Genomic DNA, 19954 nt, shown 5'->3' on the forward strand with positions numbered 1-19954 from the left:
GAGCGATCGCGCTCCGCCATTTCGAGGAATGTCTTATCAAGGAATTCCCTCCTTGGTCGAAAGAATTCCTGCACCGTACGTGCGCCACTGCCGTCTGGAAAACGCCGAACGGGATGGGAAAACGGTGATTGAATTCCCGTTCGAGCGACTGCCCGGTAGGCGGCCGGTCACGGAAACGGCCTGATGAAAGCGATCCAAGGTGGTTTCGGCACGCGGAGCTTTCGGGCGCGGACGCTGGGTGAGACGATTTCCGGGATTTCCGTCGGAAAAATTCCGTCCGATTTCGGCGGCTTGCCGGTTTTCGGGTTGTTCGGGGTTTGGTCGGGCTTCGTCGATCATCCGGCCAGTTTCGGCGGCGAGTGCTCGGCGAGCGCGGCACCGAAGGAACGCGCGGTGCCGGTCAATCCGGCGACCATCGAGACCGGGTCACGCCGGACGGGCAGGACGGCGGCCAGGGCCGCGCCGATCCGGCCGTCCGGTGTCCTGATGCCGACGGCGGCGCAGCCGAGCCCCGCCGTGATGGTCTCCGATTCGGCCGCGTAGCCGGCCGCGCGGATCTCCAGCGCGTCGGCGTCCGGTTCCACCAGTGAGGGGTGATGAGCGGCGAGCAACCGCCCGGCGGCGGTCCCGGGCGGCAGCGGGGTCCCCGGCCACACGGGGACGTCGTCGGCGGGTAGCACCGCCCCGGCCGCGACCAGGGCGCGCCCCTCCCTCGGCACCACGAGCACCAGGCTCGCGCGCATCCGCGCCGAAAGCACCGGCAGCCATTCCTTGGCCAGGTCCCGTAGTTCGGGCTGCCAGAACCGCCCGAGCCGGAACACCCGCGAGCCGATCCGGTAGCCGCGGCCCGCCCGCTCGACCGCGCCGAGGTCGGCCAGCTGCTCGAGGAGCCGGTGCACGGTGGTCTTGGGCAGCCCCGTGGTCCGCACGAGCTGGGTCAGCCCGGCCCGCCCGCCGTGCTCGTCGAGTGCTTCCAGCAACCTGAACGCGCCTTCGAGCACGCCGCGTCCGCCGATGGTTTCCCGCATCGCCGCCCTTTCCCGAAGTCAGGCCACACCGGAGAAGTAAAGTGCGCACCCGGGTGTCCGGGATACGAACTTTCGGGCAGCCGATGGGGCGGGGTTCCGCTGAACGGCCCAGCGGCCGACGTGACCGACACCGCGTCGGAAACAACCGTGCCGGGTCCGGTGTCCGGGTGCGTTCCTGGCATGCTGGCAAGGTTCGCGCGAACACCACAGCTCCAGGGGGACGTCGATAATGGAGGAGATCCGCCGCCTCGCCGACCGGTTCGATCTCATCGAGCCCGTCGGCGGTGGCTCCATGGGCACCGTGTGGCGGGCGCGCGACGACAACCTGGAGCGCACGGTCGCGGTCAAGGAACTCCTGCTGCCGCACGGGCAAGGGGAACAGAAGGCCGACGAGGCCAAGAATCGCGCGCTGCGCGAGGCCAGGATCGCCGCGCGGCTGGTGCATCCGCACGCCATCACCGTCTTCGGCGTGATCGACGAGCAGGACCGCCCGTGGATCATCATGGAGTACCTGCCCTCGACCAGCCTCGCGGACAAGCTGCGCGACGGGCCGATGGAGGTCGACGACGTCATCCGGCTCGCCATCCAGTTGTGCTCGGCGCTGGCCGCCGCGCACCGGGCGGGCATCGTCCACCGCGACATCAAGCCCGGGAACGTCCTCCTCGGCGACGACGACACGGTCAAGATCACCGACTTCGGGATCTCGCGGGCGATGGGCGACGTCCAGCTCACCGCGACCGGTGAGATCTCCGGGACCCCGGCGTTCCTGGCGCCCGAGGTCGCCCGCGGCGAGGACGCCACTTCCGCGTCCGACGTGTTCTCGCTGGGCGCGACGCTGTACACCGCGCTCGAAGGCGGTACGCCGTACGGCACGGCGGAGAACCCGATCGCGCTGCTGTACCGCGCGTCGAGCGGGGAGATCACCCCGCCCACCAAGTCGGGGATCCTGACCCCGCTGCTGAACCGCCTCCTCGACGTCCGGCCGGACAGCAGGCCGACGATGACCGAGACCGAACGTGAGCTGCGGGCGCTGGCGGCGGGGGAGCCGACGACGCTCGTCGCCGAGGAGCCGCCGCCGAAGGCGCGCAAGGGGATGCTGGTCGGCGTTCTCGTCGTGTTCCTCGTGCTCGCGGCGGCGGCCGCCGCGGCCGTGGTCGTGGTGCTCAACCGCGATGACGACACCTCGGCCGGTACGCCGCCTGCGTCGCAGTCGCAGAGCGTCGCCCCGTCGCCGACGACCTCCGCCGAACCGCCGCCGTCGTCCTCTCCGGCGCCTCCGTCTTCTTCGCCGCCTCCGGCCACGTCGTCGTCAGCCCCACCGCCTCCGGCGGAGACGCCCAGCCAGGCGCTTTCGGCGTACTACGCACTCATCCCGGGGAATCTCCAGGCCGGGTTCGCGACGCTGACCGACAACTTCAAGCGCACCAAGAACCAGAGCTTCGAGCGCTACTCGAACTTCTGGAAGGAGTACCGCGGGGTGGCGGTGTCGAACATCGCCGAATCCGGGAACACGGTGTCGGCGACGCTCACCTACACCAGGGCCGCGGGCGGGACTACGACGGAGAAGGCGACCTTCGTCATGGTGCAGCAGGACGGCCGCTGGCTCATCGACTCCCAGCGGTGAGGCCGAGCTTTCCGGCGAGGCGCTGAAGCCAGGCCTCGACCTCGTCGGGGGAGCGGTCCGGGAGGCCGAAGATCGTTTCGGTGACCCCGGCGGCTTCCAGCTTGGCCAGGTTCTCCGGATCCGGGCGGACGCCGAGCGCCGAGATCTCCGGCTCGCCGGCACGGCCTTCTTCGCGCCAGATCTCGCGCAATCGCCGGGCCTTGTCCTCGATGTCCGTGTCGCCCGGGGTGGTGAGCCAGCCGTCGGCGGACTTCGCGATCCAGCGGAACGTCTTCTCCGTCCCGCCCGCGCCCACGATCACCGGGATGCGGGCCTGAGCCGGTTTCGGCCATGCCCAGCTCGCGCCGAACGAGACGAACTCACCGGCGTAGGAGGCTTCGTCGTCCGTCCAGAGCGCGCGCATCGCTTCGAGGTACTCGCGCAGGACCGTCCGCCGTTTGTGCCCCGGGACGCCGTGATCGGCCAGTTCGTCGACGTTCCAGCCGAAGCCGACGCCGAGGGTGACCCGCCCGGCCGAGAGGTGATCGAGGCTGGCGATCGTCTTCGCCAGCGTGATCGGGTCGCTCTCGACCGGGAGGGCCACCGCCGTCGCGAGCCTGATCCGGGTGGTCACCGAGGCCGCCGTGGCCAGCGCGACCCACGGGTCCAGCGTGCGCAGGTAGCGATCGTCGGGCAGCGACGAGTCGCCGGTGCGCGGATGCGGAGCCTCCCGTTTGACCGGGATGTGCGTGTGTTCGGGTACGTGGAAGGCGTCGAAGCCCGCGGCTTCCGCCGCCCGTGCGGCGGCCGCCGGAGTGATGCCCCGGTCACTGGTGAACAGTACGATCCCGTGTCTCACAGGCGGTCACGCTATTAGAACGTGTTTCAGTTTGCAACCGCGGCACGCAGCTTGACCGGCAGCGCGTTCAGTCGCCAGGTGCCCGGGTCCGGGATCCGCGCCGGGCCGTCGGCGAGCGCGAGATCGGGGAACCGGCGCAGCAGGGCGGTGAGCGCGACTTCGGTCTGCACCCTGGCCAGCGAGGCGCCAAGGCAGAAATGCGGTCCGTGCGCGAAGGCCAGGTGCCAGGCGGGGCCCGCCGCGCGTCGGATGTCGAAGACGTCCGGGTCCCCGAACGCCCTCGGGTCCCGGTTCGCCGCGGCGATCGCGACGGTAACCGGTTCTCCTTCCGGGATCGTGACGTCGCCGATCCGGACGTCGGTCGTGGTGAGCCGGGGGACGGTCAGCAGCTGCGGGCTGCACCAGCGCATCAGTTCCTCGACCGCGCCCGGCATGAGGTCCGGGTCTTCGCGGAGCTCGGCCAGCTGCGCGGGGTGGGAGAGCAGGACTTCGACGGCGTTGGCGATGAGGAGGCCGGGCACCTGGCCGCCGAGGACGAGCTGCCAGACCAGGGAGACCAGTTCGGTTTCGCTGAGCCTGTCGCCGTCTTCGGCCTGGATCAGGAGTAGCTGGGAGACGACGTCGTCGCCCGCGTCGACCTTCCGGTCCGCGATGGCGGCGAGCGAGTCTTCGACGATTCCCGGGACCGCCTTCGCGAGTCCCGCCCCGTCGCCGGCCGCGACCATGGCGCCGTACTCGCGCCAGCGTGGACGATCGGCTTCGGGGATGCCGACCAGCGCGCAGATCACGTCCATCGGCAACGGGCGCGCGAAGGCCGTGACCAGGTCGATCTCGTCCTGTGCGGTGAAGCCGTCGAGAAGATCGTCCACGAGCCGCTCGATCCCCGGGCGGAGCGCGACGGCCTTGCGCGGGGTGAACGCGGGGGAGACGAGGCGACGGAGCCTGAGGTGTTCCGGACCCTCGACCGTCTGCATGGACCGCATATACGGGCGGCAGTGCTCGGGAATGTCCATCGGCGGGTAGCTGCCCGGGCTCAGGGCGAAGCGCGGGTCGCTCAGCATCTTCCGCGCCTCCTCGTGGCGCAAGACCGCCCACGCCGAGAACCCTGGCGCGACGAGCTTGGCGATCGGGGAGCGCTCGCGGGCCGGGCTGTAGGCGGTGAACGGATCGCGCAGGACCTCGGGGTCGGTCAGCTGGATCTCGGGAACGTCGGACAAAGCAGCTCTCCCAGTTCGAATGTTCAAAGCAGATGTTCTCATCATCTGAATGGCCAAGGTATCTTGAACCGGGTCCGAGGGCAATCGTGCGGGGTGATGGGAGGCCGATGGTCCGGCTGAGCAGGGCGGAGACGCAGGAGCGCAATCGTGCGAAGGTGCTGGCCGCCGCGCGCGACGAGTTCGCGGAGCAGGGCTTCCGGGACGCCAAGATCGACGTCATCGCCGAGCGGGCGGAGCTCACGCGCGGCGCGGTCTACTCGAACTTCCCCGGGAAACGCGCGCTGTACCTCGCCGTCCTGGCCGAACTCGCGGAACGCTCCGCCGTCGCGCCGCACGCCGAACCGGGCAAGACGCTCCAGGACGCGTTGGGCGCGTTGGCCAGGGTGAAGGTCGCGGCGCTTCCCTTGGACGACGAGCAGGCGGGTCTGACGCGCGACCTGATGCCGGAGGTGCTCGCGGACGCGCGGATCCGGCGCCCGTTCGCGCAGCTGATGAAGCTCAATGGGTTGCTGCTCGGGCTCGCGCTGGAGCGGCTCGACCCGCCGGAGCGTCCGGCCGGGGCGCCGATCCGGCGCCGGGTCCGGCTCGCGGAGACCGTGCTGACCACGTTGCACGGCGCCGGCCAGCTGGCGGCCGCGGCGCCGGGGCTCGTCGAACCTTTCGACGTCGTGAGCGCCTGCGAGCGGCTGGCGGGGATGGAACTGAACGACTGGTGGGCGCCGCCGGTGATCGCGCCCGCCGCGCAGGCCGCCGATCGGCCGTGGTCACCACCGGAGGCCGTGGATCTGGTGCGCGCCGAGCCGTTCGTGCCCGCCGACGGCGTGGTCGTCGTCCTGGGCACTCATCGGCTGGGCGCCGCGGAGGAGGCCGTCCGGGCGTCCGGTGGCGAGGTCACCGTCGTCGTGGTGACCAGCGAGCCCGACGAGCTGGCCCCCCTGACCCGGCTGGTCGTCGCGGAGGTCTGTGGTGGCCTGCGGCAGGCGTTCCCCAGGTCGTCCTGGCCGGGTGTGCGGGTGGTGTGCGACGTGACCGGGACGCTGGCGGCCGCCGCGGGGGTGCTCGCGGTCAGTGACGAGACCGAGGTGGCGACGCGGATCGAGCGGGGCCGGATCGTCGCCACGGCGGACGGGCGCGGCGCGGGGCACGCCGTCTCGGTGACGAGCGAGGTGTCCCGAGTGGATCGCCGCGGTTAGACGATGTCCGTGTGGCGGATCCGGTACACCTGAAGGCGGAGTCCGTAGTACTTCTCGGTTTCCCCGACCCAGACCATCCCAAGCCGTTTCGCGGTCGCGATCGCGCGCTCGTTGGCGGGCCGCGCGACGGCGAAGAGTTCGTCCGTGTCCTGGGTGAACGCCCAGCCGAGCAGGGCGCGGGCGGCTTCGGAGGCGTACCCCTCGCCCCAGGCGTCAGGATGCAGCTGCCAGCTGATCTCCAGGTCCTCTTCGTACGGTGGCAGCAGGTGGATGCCCAGCCCGCCGACGACCGCGCCGTCCTCCTTGCGCTGGATCGCCCATCTTCCGCGCGGCGGCACGAGATTGGGCTGAGCCTGTTGCCAGGCTTGCAGTACCGAACGCATGGCCGCGGCGTCGGTCACCCGGTCCATCGCCGGGGTGAGCCAGCGGGTCACGTCGGTGGTTCCGTAGATCGCCAGTGCGGCTTCGGCGTCGTCCTCGGACCAGTCACGGACGACGAGCCTTTCGGTGGTCAAGTCCATGACAGAACGTTACGCGCATTGATGGGGTGATTGGGTGTCTGGATCATGACAACTCGGCAACCCGCGTACCTTGGCTTCATGCGCGCCGACGCCTCGACGACTCCCGAGCAGGCCTGTCCGATCGCCCCGGTGGTCGACCTCGTCTTCAGCCGCTGGACCACGCCGATCCTGTGGACGCTCAACGAATTCGGCAGGCAGCGGTTCGTCGAACTCGAGCGGCGAATCGGCTCGATCACGCCGAAGGTGCTCACCCAGCGGCTGCGGCAACTGGAACGCGACGGTCTCCTCACGCGGACCTATCACGCCGAGGTGCCGCCGCGGGTCGAGTACGAGATCAGCGAGCTGGGCCGGAGTCTGGCGCCGCTGTTCGCGACCCTCGCGGACTGGTCCGCGGAGAACCTGCCGAAGGTGGACGAGGCCCGGTCGGCCTACGACTCCGCTCCCTGAACGCCTGTCCCGCCGGTGGCCAGAAGGCAAGCCGTCGCGCCGGACTTCAGGTTCACGCTCGTCCGGGTGACCGCCCTTGCTCGCGGGGGCATGGCCTGACCGAAAGCGTTGCGAAAGCCACTTTCGCAACAATCAACGTTGCGAAAGTGGCTTTCGCAACACCGGCTTCTCGCGGAGCCGCACGGGCCGCGTGCGCGTGGCGTCCACCCGATCACGTGTGTCGTCCGTCTGATCACACGTGCCGTCCGTCGGGTCACACGTGCCCTCCGCCCAGACACGTGAAAGTCCCTTTTCGGTAGGGCAAGTCGCGAGGGTCAAAGCCCGAATCGGCCGCGAATGGCCGCTTATTTGACCGATCGGTCCAGATGTGGTTAAGCTTCTCCCGTGTCCAGGGTGAAGGAATTCGACGTCGACGTGGCCTGCGAAGCCGCGCTGGAGCTGTTCTGGCGGAAGGGGTACGAGGCCACTTCGGTCAGCGACCTCGTCGCCGAACTCGGCATCGGCAAGGCGAGTCTCTACGCGACGTTCGGCACCAAGCGTGAGCTCTACCTGACCGTCTTGAACCGCTACATCGCCCGGGGCGACAAGCGGTTCATCGAGGACTTCGCCGGACCCGGGCCGGCGCTTGCCGGGGTGCGGCGGCTCATCGACCGCTATCTCGCCGAAATCCTCGACGAATCGGGAAGAAAAGGCTGCTTCGTGGTCAACGCGGCCATGGAGATGATGTCGAAGGATCCCGACGTCGCCCGCCTGGTCGAGCGCAACTGGGACGCGCTCGAGATGGCCTTGCGGATGGCGTTGAGCCGGGCGAAGGCGCAAGGCGAACTCGACGACGCCGTCGATCCGGAGGCGCTGGCCTGCTTCCTGCTCACCGTCCTCCAGGGAATGCGCGTGCTGAGCAAGGGGCCGGATCCCGCGGCGCGGGCCAAGGCGACGGCGAAGCAGGCCATCGCGGTCGTCGACGCCGCTCGCAAACACTGATAATAGAACGATCGGACCAGAAAGTTGGAAACTGTGGGGAAGCGATTCAGCGGCAAGGTCGTCCTGGTCACCGGCGGAGGTTCCGGGATCGGCCGTGCCACGGCGGCGGCCTTCGCACGCGAAGGCGCTCAGGTCGTCGTCTCCGGCCGGGACGGCGAGAAGCTGCGTCAGACGGTGAAGGAGATCGAGGCCGACGGCGGCGCGGCCGACGCGGTGACCGCGGACGTGAGTGAAGGCGGCGAAGTCGAGCACCTCGTCACCGAAACCGTGCGGCGGCACGGCAAACTCGACATCGCGTTCAACAACGCCGGGATCCTCGGCAGTCCCGCCCCGACGGCGGATCTCGACGAAGACGGCTTCACCGCCGTCGTGCGGACGAACATCACCGGCGTCTGGCTGTCCATGAAGCACGAGATCGCGCAGATGCGGGCGGGCGGCGGGGGAGTCATCGTCAACATGTCTTCCAACATCGGCTCGCACGTGCGCCTCCCGGGAATGGCCGCGTACGCCGCTTCGAAGGCCGCCGTGGACGTGCTGACCCGGACCGCCGCCCGCGACCACATCGCCGAGGGGATCCGGATCAACGCCGTCAGCCCCGGCGCCACCGCCACCGACATGTCGTTCCGGCCCGGCGAGACCGACGCCGACCGGGCCGAACGGCTCGGCGCGACCATCCCGCTCGGCCGGATCGGCGCGACCGAGGAGATCGCGGCGGCGGTGCTGTGGCTGGCCTCCGACGAATCCGCGTACGTCGTCGGGCACGACATCGTCCTGGACGGCGGCGCGAGCGCCTGACCCTCGGCCGCGCCGATCCTCCTGGATGTCATGAAAGGGTCGTTCAAGACGTTTTTCGTCCTGAACGACCCTTTCATGACAATGCTCAGCGGCGTGAAGGCAACAGCTCCTGCATCTTCGTCTTGAGCCCCTGTGTCACCAGGTGCCAGGCGTCGGGTTCACCCTTGAGGACGGCTTCGGTCATCGACTTCAGCTGTTCGAAGGTCGCGTGCGGCGGGATCGGCGGTACCTCGGGATCGCAGCGGACGTCGAGCACGGTCGGCACGTCGGCAGACAGCGCGACGTCCCACGCCTCGCCGAGCCGGGTGGGATCGTCGACGGCGATCCCGCCGAGGCCGACCTCGAGGGCGAAGTCCGCATAGGACACTTCCGGCAGGCTCTGTGAAGGTTCGAACTTCGGCGCGCCGCCCATGGCACGCAGTTCCCACGTGACCTGGTTCAGGTCGCCGTTGTGGAAGACGCAGATGACGCAGCGCTGATCGGCCCACAGTTCGCGGTACCGGGCGATGGTCAGCAGTTCCGCCATCCCGTTCATCTGCATCGCACCGTCGCCGACCAGCGCGATCACCGGCCGGTCGGGGTGGGCGAACTTCGCGCCGATCGCGTACGGGACGCCGGAGCCCATCGTCGCCAGCGTCCCGGAGAGCGTGCCCCGCATCCGGCCGCGCATCCTGAGGTTCCTGGCGTACCAGTTGGTCGCGGAACCGGAGTCCGCGGTGATGATCGCGTTCTCGGGGACACGCTCGGAAAGTTCGTGCACGATTCGCATGGGGTTGACCGGATCCGCTTCCAGCATCGCCTGGCGGGTCACCGTCTCCTGCCATTCGCCGACGTGCTTTTCGATCCGTTCCCGCCAGCCACGCTCGGTTTTGTTCTCCAGCAACGGAATCAGCTGCTGCAGGGTGCCCTTCGCGTCGCCGAGCAGGTTGACCTCGGTCGGATAGCGCAACCCGAGGAACCGGGGATCGATGTCGATCTGGACGGCGCGTGCCTGGCCGAATTCGGGCAGGAACTGCGCGTAGGGCATGTTCGAGCCGACGATCAGGAGCGTGTCGCAGTCCCGCATCATCTCGTAGGTCGGCCGCGTGCCGAGCAGGCCGATGGAACCGGTGACATACGGCAGATCGTCGGGCAGGACGTCCTTGCCCAGCAACGCTTTCGCCACACCGGCGCCGGTGAGCCCGGCGACTTCGCGCAACTCGGTGACGGCGTTGCGCGCTCCCTGACCGATCAGGATGGCGACCTTCTCACCCGCGTTCAGCACCTCGGCGGCGCGGGCGACCTCTTCCGAGGGCGGGATGACGCTGGCCCGCGGGTGATCCGGCGGGGAGGACGGCACGTGCTTGAACTCGTGCCGCGGCGGCTGGTAAGTCTCCTCCTGCAGATCCGCGGGAATGATCAGGGCGGTGGGCGCGTGCTGCGCGATGGCCGTGCGGAGGGCCCGGTCGAGCGCGTTCGGCAGCTGCTCGGGGACGTTCACTTCGACGAGGTATTCGCTCGCGACGTCCTTGAACAACGCCTGGAGGTCCACCTCCTGCTGATAACTGCCGCCCATCGCGCTGCGCGCCGTCTGCCCGACGATCGCGACCACCGGCACGTGATCGAGTTTCGCGTCGTAGAGGCCGTTGAGCAGGTGGATCGCCCCCGGGCCCGACGTCGCCATGCAGACACCGGGCCGCCCGCTCAGCTTCGCGTACCCCACGGCGGCGAACGCCGCCATCTCCTCGTGCCGGGTCTGCACGAAACGTGGCTTGTTCCCCGCCGCGCCGAACGCGGTCACCAGCCCGTTGATCCCGTCCCCGGGATAGGCGAAGACCTGCTCGACGTCCCATTCGCGCAGCCTGGTCAGAACATGGTCCGCAACGGTTTCGCTCATGGGCGGCGGATACCGCCCTCTTCCGGCGGCTAAACGTCCTCGAGGATCTTGGTGATCCCGGCGACGACGTCCGGGTGGCCGAGCGGCAGCGGCGGCGGGATCCGGTTGTACGGCTCGCCGGTGCTGTGGGGGAGTACCTCGACCACGGTCCCGGCGGAACGCACCCGTTCGGCCAGTTCGGAGGATTCGTCCGGCACCGGGTCGACCAGCAGGACATGCGACGCGGCGCCCGGATGACGTTCGACCAGCCGGAGGGCGTCTTCGGCCGATTCGCCCGCGGCCACGACGTCGATCGGCGGATCACCGGCTTCCGTGTCGCCGAGCAGGTCGTCGGCCTGGCTCAGGGCGCCGTCCACCGGCAGCCTGCACCAGACGATCCGGCGCCGGGTCGCGAGCGGGCGCCAAGTCGCCGGGAGCTCGCCGTTCTTGCCTTCGCCCGCGGGGTCGAGGACCAGGAGCGTGGCCTGCTCGTCTTCGCCGTTGTTCACCACCGGCGGGCCCCCGGCGCGGACGGGATCGGGTTCTGCGGGCATGGTCATCGCTCCTCAGCGGTAGGTGCGCGGCAGTTCCGGGGAATCGGTGTCGAGTGGCACCGACGCCGACCGGACGAGTCCCAATTGGACGGTCTGGCGTTTCGTCACCGCCTCCAGCGCCCAGTCGGTGGCGGTACGCAGCCGGTTTCCCGGCATGGCCAGCAGGTGGTAGCCGCGCGTGACCGCCTTGGCGGCGAGTCCGGAAAGGGGGATGTGCAAGGGATTCGCCGCGGCCTGATGGGCGCCGAGGTCGACGACGAAACCGAGATCGTGATGCCGGTAGGTGCCGTGCGAGCCGTGCCCGAGGGACGCGGCCACGTTCCGGCCGGCGAGCTTGCCCTGCCGTTCGGCGTGCTGGGCGGTCATCGGAGTGTATTCGCCGGGCCTGGTCAGATCCGGCACGGCGGCCGCGTCCCCGCACGCGTAGACGTCACGCCTGCCCGGAACGTTCAGCTGCGTCGTGACGACGAGCCTGCCCTTGGCCGTCTTCAGCCCCAGCGCCTCGACCAAGGGATCGGGCCGGACCCCGACGCACCACACCAGGGTGTGCGTCGGCACGGATTCGCCGGAGGTCAGCGTGACCCCCTTTTCACCGGCGTTGTCGATCGACGTCTTCATCAGCACCTCGACACCGCGGGCCCGCAGGACCTCGTCCGCGGTGGTGCCGAGCCGCTTGTCGAGTTCCGGCAGGACACGGTCGGCGACGTCCAGCAGCAGCCAGCGGATCTTCTGGCCGTTCAGCTCGGGATGCCGGGCGGCGAGCGCGGCGGTGAACGCCGGCCCCTGCGCGGCCACCTCGGTGCCGGTGTACCCGGCGCCGACCACGACGAACGTGCAGCGCGCGTCGCGTTCCGCGGGATCCTTCGCGGAGGCGGCGAGTTCTATCTGCCGGGTGACGTGATCCCGCAGGTAGAGCGCCTCGGGCAGCCCCCGGAAACCGTGGGCGTACTCGGGTACGCCGGGGATCGGCAGCAGCTTGTTGACGCTGCCGGCGGCGAGCACGAGACGGTCGTAGCCGATCGAGTGCTCGCGGTCCTCGGGGTCGGTGTAGCTCACGCGGCGCTCGTCGAAGTCGACCGAAGTCGCGGTGCCGAGCACCAGGCGCACCCCGCGCAAAGTGCCCGGGATCGACACCGAGATTCGCCGCGGTTCGAGGATCCCGGCGGCGACTTCGGGCAGCAGAGGGAGATAGAGGAAGTAGTCGGTCGGGTTCAGCACGACGACCTCGGTGTCTTCGCCGACCGACTTGAGCAGGGTTTTGGCGGCGTTGTAGCCCGCGAATCCGCCCCCGATGATCACTACGCGCATCGTCAATCCTTCGTGGGCCAGTCGCCGGTCGCCTTGCGGTAGCCGACCGCCCCCGCCCGTTCGGTGGCCGCTTTCACCGCGCCGAAGATCGCGCCCTGCGCGGCCGCCGCGACGATCACCTGGGTCCAGGTGAAATCCCGGTCGGTGGCGTTCGGCGCGTCTTCCTCACCGCTCACGCGTTTCCAGATCTGCTTGAACGCGATCCCGGCGAGCACGCCGCCCGCGGCACTCACGACCATGTTCAGTGGTTTGTAGAGAACCTTGTTCACGACGTGGACCTCTTTCGCAGGATCAGGCGGATCGTCACCACCAGTGCGAGCGCACCGGCGAAGATCGGGAGAGGGTTCGCACGGACGACTTCGGTGCCCTGGCGGAACTTCTGCGCCGCGGGTTCGGAAACCTTGTCGGAGATCTTGGCACTGACTTCGTCCACTTTGGTGTCGAGGTTGTCGTTGACCCTGGACTTGACGTCCATCTTCTTGCCCAGCGCGTCGAGCGTCTCGGTGAGTTCCTCGCGGGTCACGTCACGATCGGTGCGGGCTTCCTCGGCGTTCTTGGGGAAATCGGTCATGAGCGCACTCCTTGTTTGACGGTCTCGACATCCTCACGGACGCCATCGATGGCCTCCTCGGGCACCGGTGGTGTCGCGCTCGAGACCTCCTTCTTGCCGACGATGGCCGAAAGGCCGCCGATCAGCAGGAGCGCCGCGCCGGTTACCACGGCCGCCAGCCACGCGGGCATGACCAGGGCAAGCGCCAGCACCACGGCGGCGATCAAGGTCGCCAGGCCGAAGAGCGCGAAGATCCCGGCCGCGCCGAACAAACCGGCGCCGAGACCCATCCGCTTCCCTTTGGCCTGCAGTTCGAACACGGCCAGCCGCATCTCGTCCCGGACCAGGCGTTTGACCTCGTCGCCCAGGTCGGAGACCAGTTCGCCGACCGACCTTTCCTCGGACGGCTTCCGGTGGGCTTCTTCGATCATGGAGCACCTCCTCGGAGCGTTCTGCCCGCCGTGTACCCGGCGGCGCGCGCGATCAATCACGGTGTGTTTCGCCCCTCCGGACGTCGGGTAGCCGGGGAGTGCCGGCTCGAAAGCACCCAACCGAGGAGGAGGATGCATGAGCACGATCACCGAAATGGTGGACGTCGAAGTCCCGGTGAAGACCGCGTACAACCAGTGGACCCAGTTCGAGACCTTCCCGAATTTCATGGAAGGCGTCGAGGAGATCCGTCAGATCGACGCGACCCACACCCACTGGGTGACCAAATTCGGTGGTGTGAGCCGGGAATTCGACGCGACCATCACCGAACAGCATCCCGACGAGCGTGTCGCGTGGACGTCGGATTCCGGTCCCGACCACGCGGGCGTCATCACCTTCCATCGCCTGGACGACAACACGACCCGTGTCACGGCGCAAATGGACATCGATCCGGAGGGCTTCGCCGAGAACGTCGCCGACAAGCTCGGTGTGCTCGACCGCCGGATCAAGGGCGACATGAAGCGGTTCAAGGAGTTCATCGAGAGCCGCGGTCGTGAGTCCGGCGCGTGGCGCGGCGACGTGGACCGCCCCGGCAGCTGACCCGCCGCCCGGGACCTTCCCCTGGAAAACCGCGTTTTCCAGGGGAAGGTCCCGGGTATCTCTCGGGGTGAGGTCCACAACGAAGGGAGCGTTCCGGCATGACTACCAACGCGTACGTGGCCTTCCTCGTCATCGGGGTGGCCCTGGTCATGCTCGACGGTCTGATCATCTACCAGAGTGGTAAGCGCTACCTGCGGGGTTCCTACGGTGATCCCGCCGCCGGTGCGTCCATGACGTGGCTCGTCACAGTGCTGTTCCACCTCGCCACACTGGGCGTTCTGGCGTTGCTGTCGACGATCGACATCGGGGGCAGCGACCTTCCCGGTGTGGTGGGCAGGCTGGGTGTGCTGTTGCTGGTCCTGGCCATCGCGCACGCGATCACGCTCAGCGTGCTCGCGCGGATCCGCGGCGAGCAGGAGGCCGAAGCGGTCATCAATCGCCCCAGGCAGCGTGTCGAGCCCGAACAGCAGGGCACCACGGTGACACCGGTGCCCGGCCAGGAAGGCCGCTATCCGACCGCGAGCCCGTCGATCGAGCAGCAGGCGCCGTACACGACGCCGTAGAAAGTCGAGTGCCGGCAAGAGTTTCCGGCCGGTTGATATGTGAAGGCCCCTTTCCCATCAGCTGCGGGAAAGGGGCCTTCACGCGCGTCGGGCTACTACTCGGAGAGCTTTCCCCGCAGCTGCTCCAATGTCTGGGAGAGAAGCCGCGAAACGTGCATCTGCGAGATGCCGACCCGCTCCGCGATCTGCGTCTGCGTGTACCCGCCGAAGAACCGCATCACGAGGATCGCGCGCTCCCGCTTCGGGAGTTCCCGCAGCAGCGGTTGCAGCGCCTCGTGGTTCTCCACCAAGGCCATCTCGTGGTCTTCCTCGCCGATCGTGTCGGCGAGGGAGAGGGCTTCGGTGGCGTCGTCGTGCACCGGCTTGTCGACCGACAACGTCTGGTAGGCCTGGCCGGCGAGCAATCCTTCGCGCACTTCGTCGACCCCGAGCCCGAGGTACTCCGCGAGTTCGGTCGGGGTCGGCGCGCGGCCCAGCCGCTGGGACAACGCGGCCGTGCCCTGGCTGAGCGAGACGTGCATCTCCTTGAGCCGCCTCGGTACCCGGACCGACCAGCCGGTGTCCCGGAAATGCCGCCGGACCTCACCCATGACCGTGGGGACGGCGAAGGAGAGGAAATCGTGCCCGCGGCCGGGGTCGAAGCGGTCGACCGCGTTGATGAGGCCGATCCGCGCCACCTGCACCAGATCTTCACGGGGCTCGCCCCGGCCCGAGAACCTGGTGGCGATGTGCTCGGCGAGCGGCAGCAGTTCGGTCACCAGCGTGGCCCGCACTTCCTGGCGGCGCTGGGAGTCCTCCGGCAGCGAAGCCATTTCCGCGAAGAGTGGTTCGCAGTGGGCGTAGTCGTCCGCCTGCCGGGTGAGTGTTTTGCGTTCGCCGGTCACCCGTCGCTCGTTCCCGGGGCCAGTACGAGGTCGATCGTCGTCGTACCCCCCAGTTCGCCGGGGATCGGCTCGCACCGTGCCGCTACCGAGCCGGTCAAAGTCGTCAGGACGTGCCAGCCGAACGTCGTCTCGCTCGGCAGGAAAGGGGTGGCCGTCCTCGTGGAGATCGAGACGGCGATTCCTCCCGGCACCTCGTGAAAGACACAGCAAAGCACCGCTCCGAGTTCAGCGGGCTGGACAAGCTGGGAACAGGCCTCGTCGACGGCCATCTTCGCGTCTGAAATGGCGTCCAAGCCGAAGTCCGCGCGCGCCACCACACCGTGGGTGAGCGTGCGGACGAGTGGGATCTGTTCCGCCTCGGCGGGCAGGCGAAGCTCGACCCGGTCCAACAGATCGTCCGACTGAGGCCGGGTTTGCGGGGTCAGACCGCCGCGTCCTTGTGCATCCATGACAAACCCTATCCATCCGTGGCCATGAGGTATCCGCGACGGTGATCCGCCGCGCGACGCGTGATCAACGGCCAAGGGCTCGCTGAAGCTCCTTTTTGGACATCTTCGACCTGCCCTCGACGCCGCGTTTCTTCGCTTCGTTGTAGAGCTGGTCCTTGGTCGGGCCGTTCGGGCCCTGGCGGTTGCCGGACCGCTTGCCGCCTCGCCTCTGCGGCGACATGTCCTGTATGGACGTCCGGCTCGCTTCGCGGGACTCGCCCGCTTGCGCGCGGTTCTTGTTGACCGTGCGCGCGGCGATCTCCTCGGCCCGGTCGGTGCTCGCACCCCGGTCCTTCGCCGAATCCTTGATGTGTTCGTACTGTCGTTCTCGTTTGTCGCTCCAACTTTGCTGGGGCATCGCACGGCTCCTCTCTTCCCAGGGTCGGGTACCCCGTTCGATTCGCCGGATAAACGTCCGGTTGATCCCGGGAAGGGGCGGGTACGCGGAGGTCAAGACGCGAAGGAGGGTTCGATGCGTATCGGCTACACGCTCATGACCGAACAGGCCGGGCCGAAGGACCTGGTGGGATACGCCGCCGGAGCCGAGAAGGCGGGATTCGACTTCGAGGTGATGAGCGACCACTACTCGCCTTGGCTGAACGAGCAGGGCCATTCGCCGTACGCGTGGAGCGTACTGGGAGCTGTGACCCAGAGCACCGAGCGGGTCGAGCTGATGACCTTCGTGACCTGTCCGACCATGCGATACCACCCGGCGGTGGTGGCGCAGAAGGCGGCGACCGTCCAGGCGCTGTCGGACGGCCGGTTCACCCTCGGGCTCGGCGCGGGGGAGAACCTGAACGAGCACGTCATCGGACGCGGCTGGCCGCCGGCGAACGTCCGCCACGAGATGCTCGCCGAAGCGGTCCAGATCATCGGCGGACTGTTCGACGGCGGGTACTTCAACTACGCGGGTGACCACTTCAGGGTGGATTCGGCGAAGCTCTGGGATCTTCCCGAGCAGCGCGTCCCGATCGCCGTCGCGGTGTCCGGCTCGCAGTCGGTGACCCGGTTCGCGCCGATCGCCGACGCGATGATCGCGGTGGAGCCGAACGCGTCACTGAGCCAGGAATGGGACGCGAGCAAACTCGGCGGCGCGCCGTCGAGGAAGATCGCCCAGCTGCCGGTGTCCTGGGGCGAAGATCGCGACGCCGCGATCCGGCGGGCGCACGAGCAGTTCCGCTGGTTCGGCGGCGGCTGGAAGGTCAACGCCGAACTGCCGGGGCCCGCGGGGTTCGCCGGGGCCACCCAGTTCGTCAAACCCGAGGACGTCGCGGCGGCCATCCCGTGCGGACCGGACATCGACCGGATCGTGAAGCAGGTCGGCGAATTCGAGGCGGCCGGGTTCACCGATCTCGCCCTGATCCAGATCGGCGGCGACCAGCAGGAAGCCTTCCTCCGATTCGCCGAGGACTCGCTGCTCCCGGCGTTGCGGGGCTGAATCACACGGATGGAGTAAGGCCGTTGTGTCTCCGCACACCCGAACGGGGACACCTGTGTTCAAACCCGCGAACGCGGGTATCAGAACGACACGTTGTCCTTCACCCAAGGGGGGAATGATGAGGAACGAACTCGGCTTGCACCCGGTGCCCGACCTGATGGCGGACGGTCAGGACACGCCGGAGCAGGAAGCCATTCGCCGCAAGGCGGCTCTCGCGGTGGCTTCACGGGCGACGAGCGCCGAAGACTGCGCGGCACTGCTGGACATGCTCGGCCTGCACGACGGCGGCCGCAGCTCCGAGGTGGCCTGACTCAGCGGCCGCGCGCCGTCACGAGATCCGCGACGAAGGCCCGGTAGGCCTCGTCGCGGTCCGGTGCGCGCAACACCGCCGACGGGTGCACCGTGGCGACCGCGACGGTGCCGAATTCGGCAAGGTCGATCCGCTCACCGCGGCTCCGGGTGACGCGGAAGTCGTCACCCAGCAGTGACTTCGCCGCCGTGGCGCCGAGGAAGATCAGCAGATCCGGCTGGACGGCCGCCAGTTCCGCGTGCAACCAGGGGCGGCACGCGACGATCTCGGTCTTCGACGGCGTCTGGTGGATGCGCCGCTTACCGCGTTCGTCGCGGCGGAACTTGAAATGCTTGACCGCGTTGGTGACGTAGATCTTCCCGCGGTCGAAACCCGCCTCGTCGAGAGCCCGGTCGAGCAGCCTCCCGGCGGGACCGACGAACGGTGCGCCCGCCTGGTCCTCCTGGTCGCCGGGTTGTTCGCCGACCACCATGACCTCTGCTTCGCGAGGGCCCTCGCCGAAGACGGTCTGGGTCGCGTCGCGATGGAGGTCGCAGCCGCGGCAGCCGGACGCCGCCGAACGGAGCTTGCCCAGGTCGACGGTGGTGGGAGGGTCCGCTCCGGGTGCCTTGGTCGCCATGGCGGTCGATTTCCCCGCCCGGTCGCGGGACAAACCGTTACGCGGCCGCCGGGCCGGGTAGCCCGGGTGCGTGGCGACCATGATCGAACCTGCCACCGCTTCCGTTCAGGACACCGTCCGTGTCGCGCTCCGGGTCGTCCTGCGGCCGTCGCCCGCGACGCTGGACAGATTTCCACCTGAAGTTCGAGGCCTTGGCCTAGGCCGTTTCCTCGTCGACCCATTCGAGCAGGTCGCCGGGCTGGCAGCCGAGGACCCGGCACATCGCTTCCAGGGTGCTGAACCGGACGGCCTTGGCCCGGCCGTTCTTCAGCACCGCCACGTTCGCCGGGGTGAGCCCGACGAGTTCGGCGAACTCGCCGACGCTCATCTTGCGTTTGGCCAGTTCGACGTCGATGCGGACGACGATCGGCATCAGATCACCTGTTCCAGGTCGGAACGCAGCGAGGTGGCCTGCCGCAGCAGCGTGCGCATCACGATCATGAGGAAGAACAGTACGGCGACGCCGATCAACACCAAGAACAACAGCAATGGCAGGCCCGGATCGTCGGCGTTGAATCCGACGTAGAGGAACACGCCCGCCAGTACCAGCCAGCCGGCGAGGATCGCCCACACGATGGCGTCCACCCATTTCAAAGACGCCTCGGTGAAGATCCGGTCGCGTTTGACCAGGGTGAGCAGCTGCCAGGTGGCGACGATCACCACCTGGACGCACAGCACCCAGAAGACGGAGACCGCCGTGGCGGGCCAGCGAAGGTAGGCCATTTCCGGATCCTGCCGCGCCAGGTGCGCGAACTGCCCGGGCAGCGACATGGTCTGGAACAGGACGAGGATCCCGAAGAGCACCACGAGGAACATCCTGAGCGGCGTGACTGCCCGCTGTGCGGTGAACATGGATCGAGTCTCGCGCGTTATCTATCGAAAGTCAATCGTTAGCTATCGTGGATCGGTTTGGCTGGCTGAGTCGACTGGCTGGGGCGACCGGCTTGGTTGGCTTGCTCGGTTGACCGGCTTGTTGGCTGGCTTGGCTGGCTCGGTCGACTGGGGAGCGTCGGCGGCCGGGAGGCTCCTGTGCCGGAGTGCCGCGCGGCTCGGCACTTGAAGCGGCTTTCGCGGCAGGGCCACTTCGGCCGCCGGGAGGTATTGGGGAAATTGCTCACCGCGTTGGTGAACGGGGTTGAATTTCCGATACGCGAAGGAATTCACCCGGCCGTAGTTCAGCCGTTGTCGCGCTCGGTGGTGTCTGCCAGGATGCTCGTGTCCCGAACCGAAGGAGCGTTCCAGTGGCTAGCCGTCTCAATCCTTATATCAGCTTCGCCGGTGACGCCCGGCAGGCCATGGAGTTCTACAAGTCGGTGTTCGGCGGAGAACTGACGCTGAACACGTTCGGCGAGTCCGGTATGGCCGGTTCGCCGGTGGAGGACCAGATCATGCACGGCCAGCTCGATTCGCCGAGCGGCTACACGATCATGGCGTCGGACACGCCGCCGGGAATGGAACACCGCCCCGGTTCGAATGTCTCGGTCAGCCTCAGCGGTGATGACGGCGAGGAATTGCGCGGATACTGGGAGAAACTCTCCGCGGAGGGCACCGTTTCGGTCCCGTTCGAAAAGCAGATGTGGGGTGACGAATTCGGGGCCTGTATCGACAGGTTCGGCATTTACTGGATGGTGAACGTCACGCAGTCCTAGGGCATTCCGGCCCTGTCCGATCCA

27 protein-coding genes are annotated in these 19954 nt (G+C 68.3%); 10 read left to right on the forward strand and 17 right to left on the reverse strand.

Features of this window, described 5'->3' with window-relative positions:
- Positions 1-36: 36 nt before the first annotated feature.
- Both CFP71_RS43795 and CFP71_RS28625 read right to left on the reverse strand, forming a co-directional pair.
- Positions 37-339, reverse strand: a complete 303-nt coding sequence (locus tag CFP71_RS43795; RefSeq protein ID WP_143267204.1) for a hypothetical protein — start codon at positions 337-339, stop codon at positions 37-39.
- Positions 336-1028 carry an IclR family transcriptional regulator gene (locus CFP71_RS28625; RefSeq protein ID WP_093937061.1) on the reverse strand — a complete coding sequence of 231 codons (693 nt, stop codon included), beginning with the start codon at positions 1026-1028 and terminating at the stop codon, positions 336-338. The genes CFP71_RS43795 and CFP71_RS28625 overlap by 4 nt, the downstream gene beginning before the upstream one ends.
- Positions 1029-1257: 229 nt before the next feature.
- On the opposite strand from CFP71_RS28625, the gene CFP71_RS28630 reads away from it, so the two are divergent.
- The gene (locus CFP71_RS28630; protein ID WP_093937062.1) at positions 1258-2652 is read left to right on the forward strand and encodes a serine/threonine-protein kinase; all 1395 of its coding nucleotides are present in this window, start codon (positions 1258-1260) and stop codon (positions 2650-2652) included.
- On the opposite strand, the gene CFP71_RS28635 is transcribed toward CFP71_RS28630, so the two are convergent.
- Positions 2633-3490, reverse strand: a complete 858-nt coding sequence (locus CFP71_RS28635; protein ID WP_093937063.1) for an LLM class F420-dependent oxidoreductase — start codon at positions 3488-3490, stop codon at positions 2633-2635. The genes CFP71_RS28630 and CFP71_RS28635 overlap by 20 nt on opposite strands.
- A 26-nt stretch (positions 3491-3516) precedes the next feature.
- Positions 3517-4707 carry a cytochrome P450 family protein gene (locus tag CFP71_RS28640; protein WP_093937064.1) on the reverse strand — a complete coding sequence of 397 codons (1191 nt, stop codon included), beginning with the start codon at positions 4705-4707 and terminating at the stop codon, positions 3517-3519.
- A gap of 107 nt (positions 4708-4814) precedes the next feature.
- Here CFP71_RS28640 and CFP71_RS28645 point away from each other — a divergent pair, with 107 nt between their 5' ends.
- Positions 4815-5900 (forward strand): TetR/AcrR family transcriptional regulator, encoded by a 1086-nt coding sequence (locus CFP71_RS28645; protein ID WP_093937065.1) that lies wholly within the window; start codon positions 4815-4817, stop codon positions 5898-5900.
- Here CFP71_RS28645 and CFP71_RS28650 read toward each other — a convergent pair.
- The gene (locus CFP71_RS28650) at positions 5897-6421 is read right to left on the reverse strand and encodes a GNAT family N-acetyltransferase (RefSeq protein WP_093937066.1); all 525 of its coding nucleotides are present in this window, start codon (positions 6419-6421) and stop codon (positions 5897-5899) included. The genes CFP71_RS28645 and CFP71_RS28650 overlap by 4 nt on opposite strands.
- Before the next feature lie 78 nt (positions 6422-6499).
- Between CFP71_RS28650 and CFP71_RS28655 the strand changes: the two genes are divergently transcribed.
- From CFP71_RS28655 to CFP71_RS28665, 3 genes are all read left to right on the forward strand, one after another.
- Entirely contained in the window at positions 6500-6868 is a 369-nt protein-coding gene (locus CFP71_RS28655; protein WP_093937067.1) for a winged helix-turn-helix transcriptional regulator, read from the forward strand.
- A 384-nt stretch (positions 6869-7252) separates the two neighbouring features.
- Entirely contained in the window at positions 7253-7849 is a 597-nt protein-coding gene (locus tag CFP71_RS28660; RefSeq protein WP_093937068.1) for a TetR/AcrR family transcriptional regulator, read from the forward strand.
- Positions 7850-7882: 33 nt separating this feature from the next.
- Positions 7883-8644: a glucose 1-dehydrogenase gene (locus tag CFP71_RS28665; RefSeq protein WP_093937069.1), complete on the forward strand. Its 762-nt coding sequence runs from the start codon at positions 7883-7885 to the stop codon at positions 8642-8644.
- An 85-nt stretch (positions 8645-8729) separates the two neighbouring features.
- Here CFP71_RS28665 and CFP71_RS28670 read toward each other — a convergent pair whose 3' ends face one another.
- Genes CFP71_RS28670 through CFP71_RS28695 form a run of 6 tightly spaced genes read right to left on the reverse strand, consistent with a single transcriptional unit; the run spans position 8730 to position 13342 of the window.
- Positions 8730-10520 carry a thiamine pyrophosphate-requiring protein gene (locus CFP71_RS28670; RefSeq protein ID WP_093937070.1) on the reverse strand — a complete coding sequence of 597 codons (1791 nt, stop codon included), beginning with the start codon at positions 10518-10520 and terminating at the stop codon, positions 8730-8732.
- A 29-nt stretch (positions 10521-10549) separates the two neighbouring features.
- On the reverse strand, positions 10550-11053 hold the full coding sequence (locus tag CFP71_RS28675) for a hypothetical protein (RefSeq protein WP_093937155.1): 504 nt from the start codon (positions 11051-11053) through the stop codon (positions 10550-10552).
- Between the two features lie 12 nt (positions 11054-11065).
- On the reverse strand, positions 11066-12361 hold the full coding sequence (locus CFP71_RS28680) for an NAD(P)/FAD-dependent oxidoreductase (RefSeq protein ID WP_093937071.1): 1296 nt from the start codon (positions 12359-12361) through the stop codon (positions 11066-11068).
- A 2-nt stretch (positions 12362-12363) separates the two neighbouring features.
- Positions 12364-12630, reverse strand: coding sequence for a DUF4235 domain-containing protein (locus CFP71_RS28685; protein WP_093937072.1), 267 nt, complete (start codon positions 12628-12630; stop codon positions 12364-12366).
- Positions 12627-12932 (reverse strand): DUF3618 domain-containing protein, encoded by a 306-nt coding sequence (locus tag CFP71_RS28690; protein WP_093937073.1) that lies wholly within the window; start codon positions 12930-12932, stop codon positions 12627-12629. The genes CFP71_RS28685 and CFP71_RS28690 overlap by 4 nt, the downstream gene beginning before the upstream one ends.
- Positions 12929-13342, reverse strand: coding sequence for a phage holin family protein (locus CFP71_RS28695; protein WP_093937074.1), 414 nt, complete (start codon positions 13340-13342; stop codon positions 12929-12931). The genes CFP71_RS28690 and CFP71_RS28695 overlap by 4 nt, the downstream gene beginning before the upstream one ends.
- Positions 13343-13478: 136 nt before the next feature.
- On the opposite strand from CFP71_RS28695, the gene CFP71_RS28700 reads away from it, so the two are divergent.
- Positions 13479-13940 carry an SRPBCC family protein gene (locus tag CFP71_RS28700; RefSeq protein ID WP_093937075.1) on the forward strand — a complete coding sequence of 154 codons (462 nt, stop codon included), beginning with the start codon at positions 13479-13481 and terminating at the stop codon, positions 13938-13940.
- Positions 13941-14038: 98 nt separating this feature from the next.
- A complete protein-coding gene (locus tag CFP71_RS28705; RefSeq protein ID WP_093937076.1) occupies positions 14039-14503 on the forward strand; it encodes a hypothetical protein in 465 nt (154 codons plus the stop codon).
- Between the two features lie 95 nt (positions 14504-14598).
- On the opposite strand, the gene CFP71_RS28710 is transcribed toward CFP71_RS28705, so the two are convergent.
- The 3 genes from CFP71_RS28710 to CFP71_RS28720 all read right to left on the reverse strand — a co-directional run bounded on the left by CFP71_RS28710 (position 14599) and on the right by CFP71_RS28720 (position 16233).
- A complete protein-coding gene (locus CFP71_RS28710; RefSeq protein ID WP_093937077.1) occupies positions 14599-15387 on the reverse strand; it encodes a SigB/SigF/SigG family RNA polymerase sigma factor in 789 nt (262 codons plus the stop codon).
- Positions 15384-15836 (reverse strand): ATP-binding protein, encoded by a 453-nt coding sequence (locus CFP71_RS28715; RefSeq protein ID WP_093937078.1) that lies wholly within the window; start codon positions 15834-15836, stop codon positions 15384-15386. Before CFP71_RS28715 ends, CFP71_RS28710 begins: the two co-directional genes overlap by 4 nt.
- Before the next feature lie 64 nt (positions 15837-15900).
- Complete coding sequence (locus CFP71_RS28720; protein ID WP_093937079.1) at positions 15901-16233, reverse strand: plasmid stabilization protein; 333 nt, start codon at positions 16231-16233, stop codon at positions 15901-15903.
- 114 nt (positions 16234-16347) lie between these two features.
- Here CFP71_RS28720 and CFP71_RS28725 point away from each other — a divergent pair, with 114 nt between their 5' ends.
- Positions 16348-17313 (forward strand): TIGR03557 family F420-dependent LLM class oxidoreductase, encoded by a 966-nt coding sequence (locus tag CFP71_RS28725; protein WP_093937080.1) that lies wholly within the window; start codon positions 16348-16350, stop codon positions 17311-17313.
- Between the two features lie 118 nt (positions 17314-17431).
- Positions 17432-17623: a hypothetical protein gene (locus CFP71_RS28730; protein WP_093937156.1), complete on the forward strand. Its 192-nt coding sequence runs from the start codon at positions 17432-17434 to the stop codon at positions 17621-17623.
- A 1-nt stretch (position 17624) separates the two neighbouring features.
- Here CFP71_RS28730 and CFP71_RS28735 read toward each other — a convergent pair whose 3' ends face one another.
- From CFP71_RS28735 to CFP71_RS28745, 3 genes are all read right to left on the reverse strand, one after another.
- Positions 17625-18242, reverse strand: a complete 618-nt coding sequence (locus tag CFP71_RS28735) for a UdgX family uracil-DNA binding protein (protein WP_093937081.1) — start codon at positions 18240-18242, stop codon at positions 17625-17627.
- Between the two features lie 196 nt (positions 18243-18438).
- The gene (locus tag CFP71_RS28740) at positions 18439-18654 is read right to left on the reverse strand and encodes a helix-turn-helix domain-containing protein (RefSeq protein WP_093937082.1); all 216 of its coding nucleotides are present in this window, start codon (positions 18652-18654) and stop codon (positions 18439-18441) included.
- Entirely contained in the window at positions 18654-19133 is a 480-nt protein-coding gene (locus CFP71_RS28745; protein ID WP_093937083.1) for a DUF2975 domain-containing protein, read from the reverse strand. The genes CFP71_RS28740 and CFP71_RS28745 overlap by 1 nt, the downstream gene beginning before the upstream one ends.
- 389 nt (positions 19134-19522) lie before the next feature.
- Between CFP71_RS28745 and CFP71_RS28750 the strand changes: the two genes are divergently transcribed.
- Entirely contained in the window at positions 19523-19930 is a 408-nt protein-coding gene (locus tag CFP71_RS28750) for a VOC family protein (protein ID WP_093937084.1), read from the forward strand.
- The last annotated feature ends 24 nt before the right edge of the window (positions 19931-19954 follow it).

It is taken from the genome of Amycolatopsis thailandensis (assembly GCF_002234405.1).
GTDB lineage: Bacteria > Actinomycetota > Actinomycetes > Mycobacteriales > Pseudonocardiaceae > Amycolatopsis > Amycolatopsis thailandensis.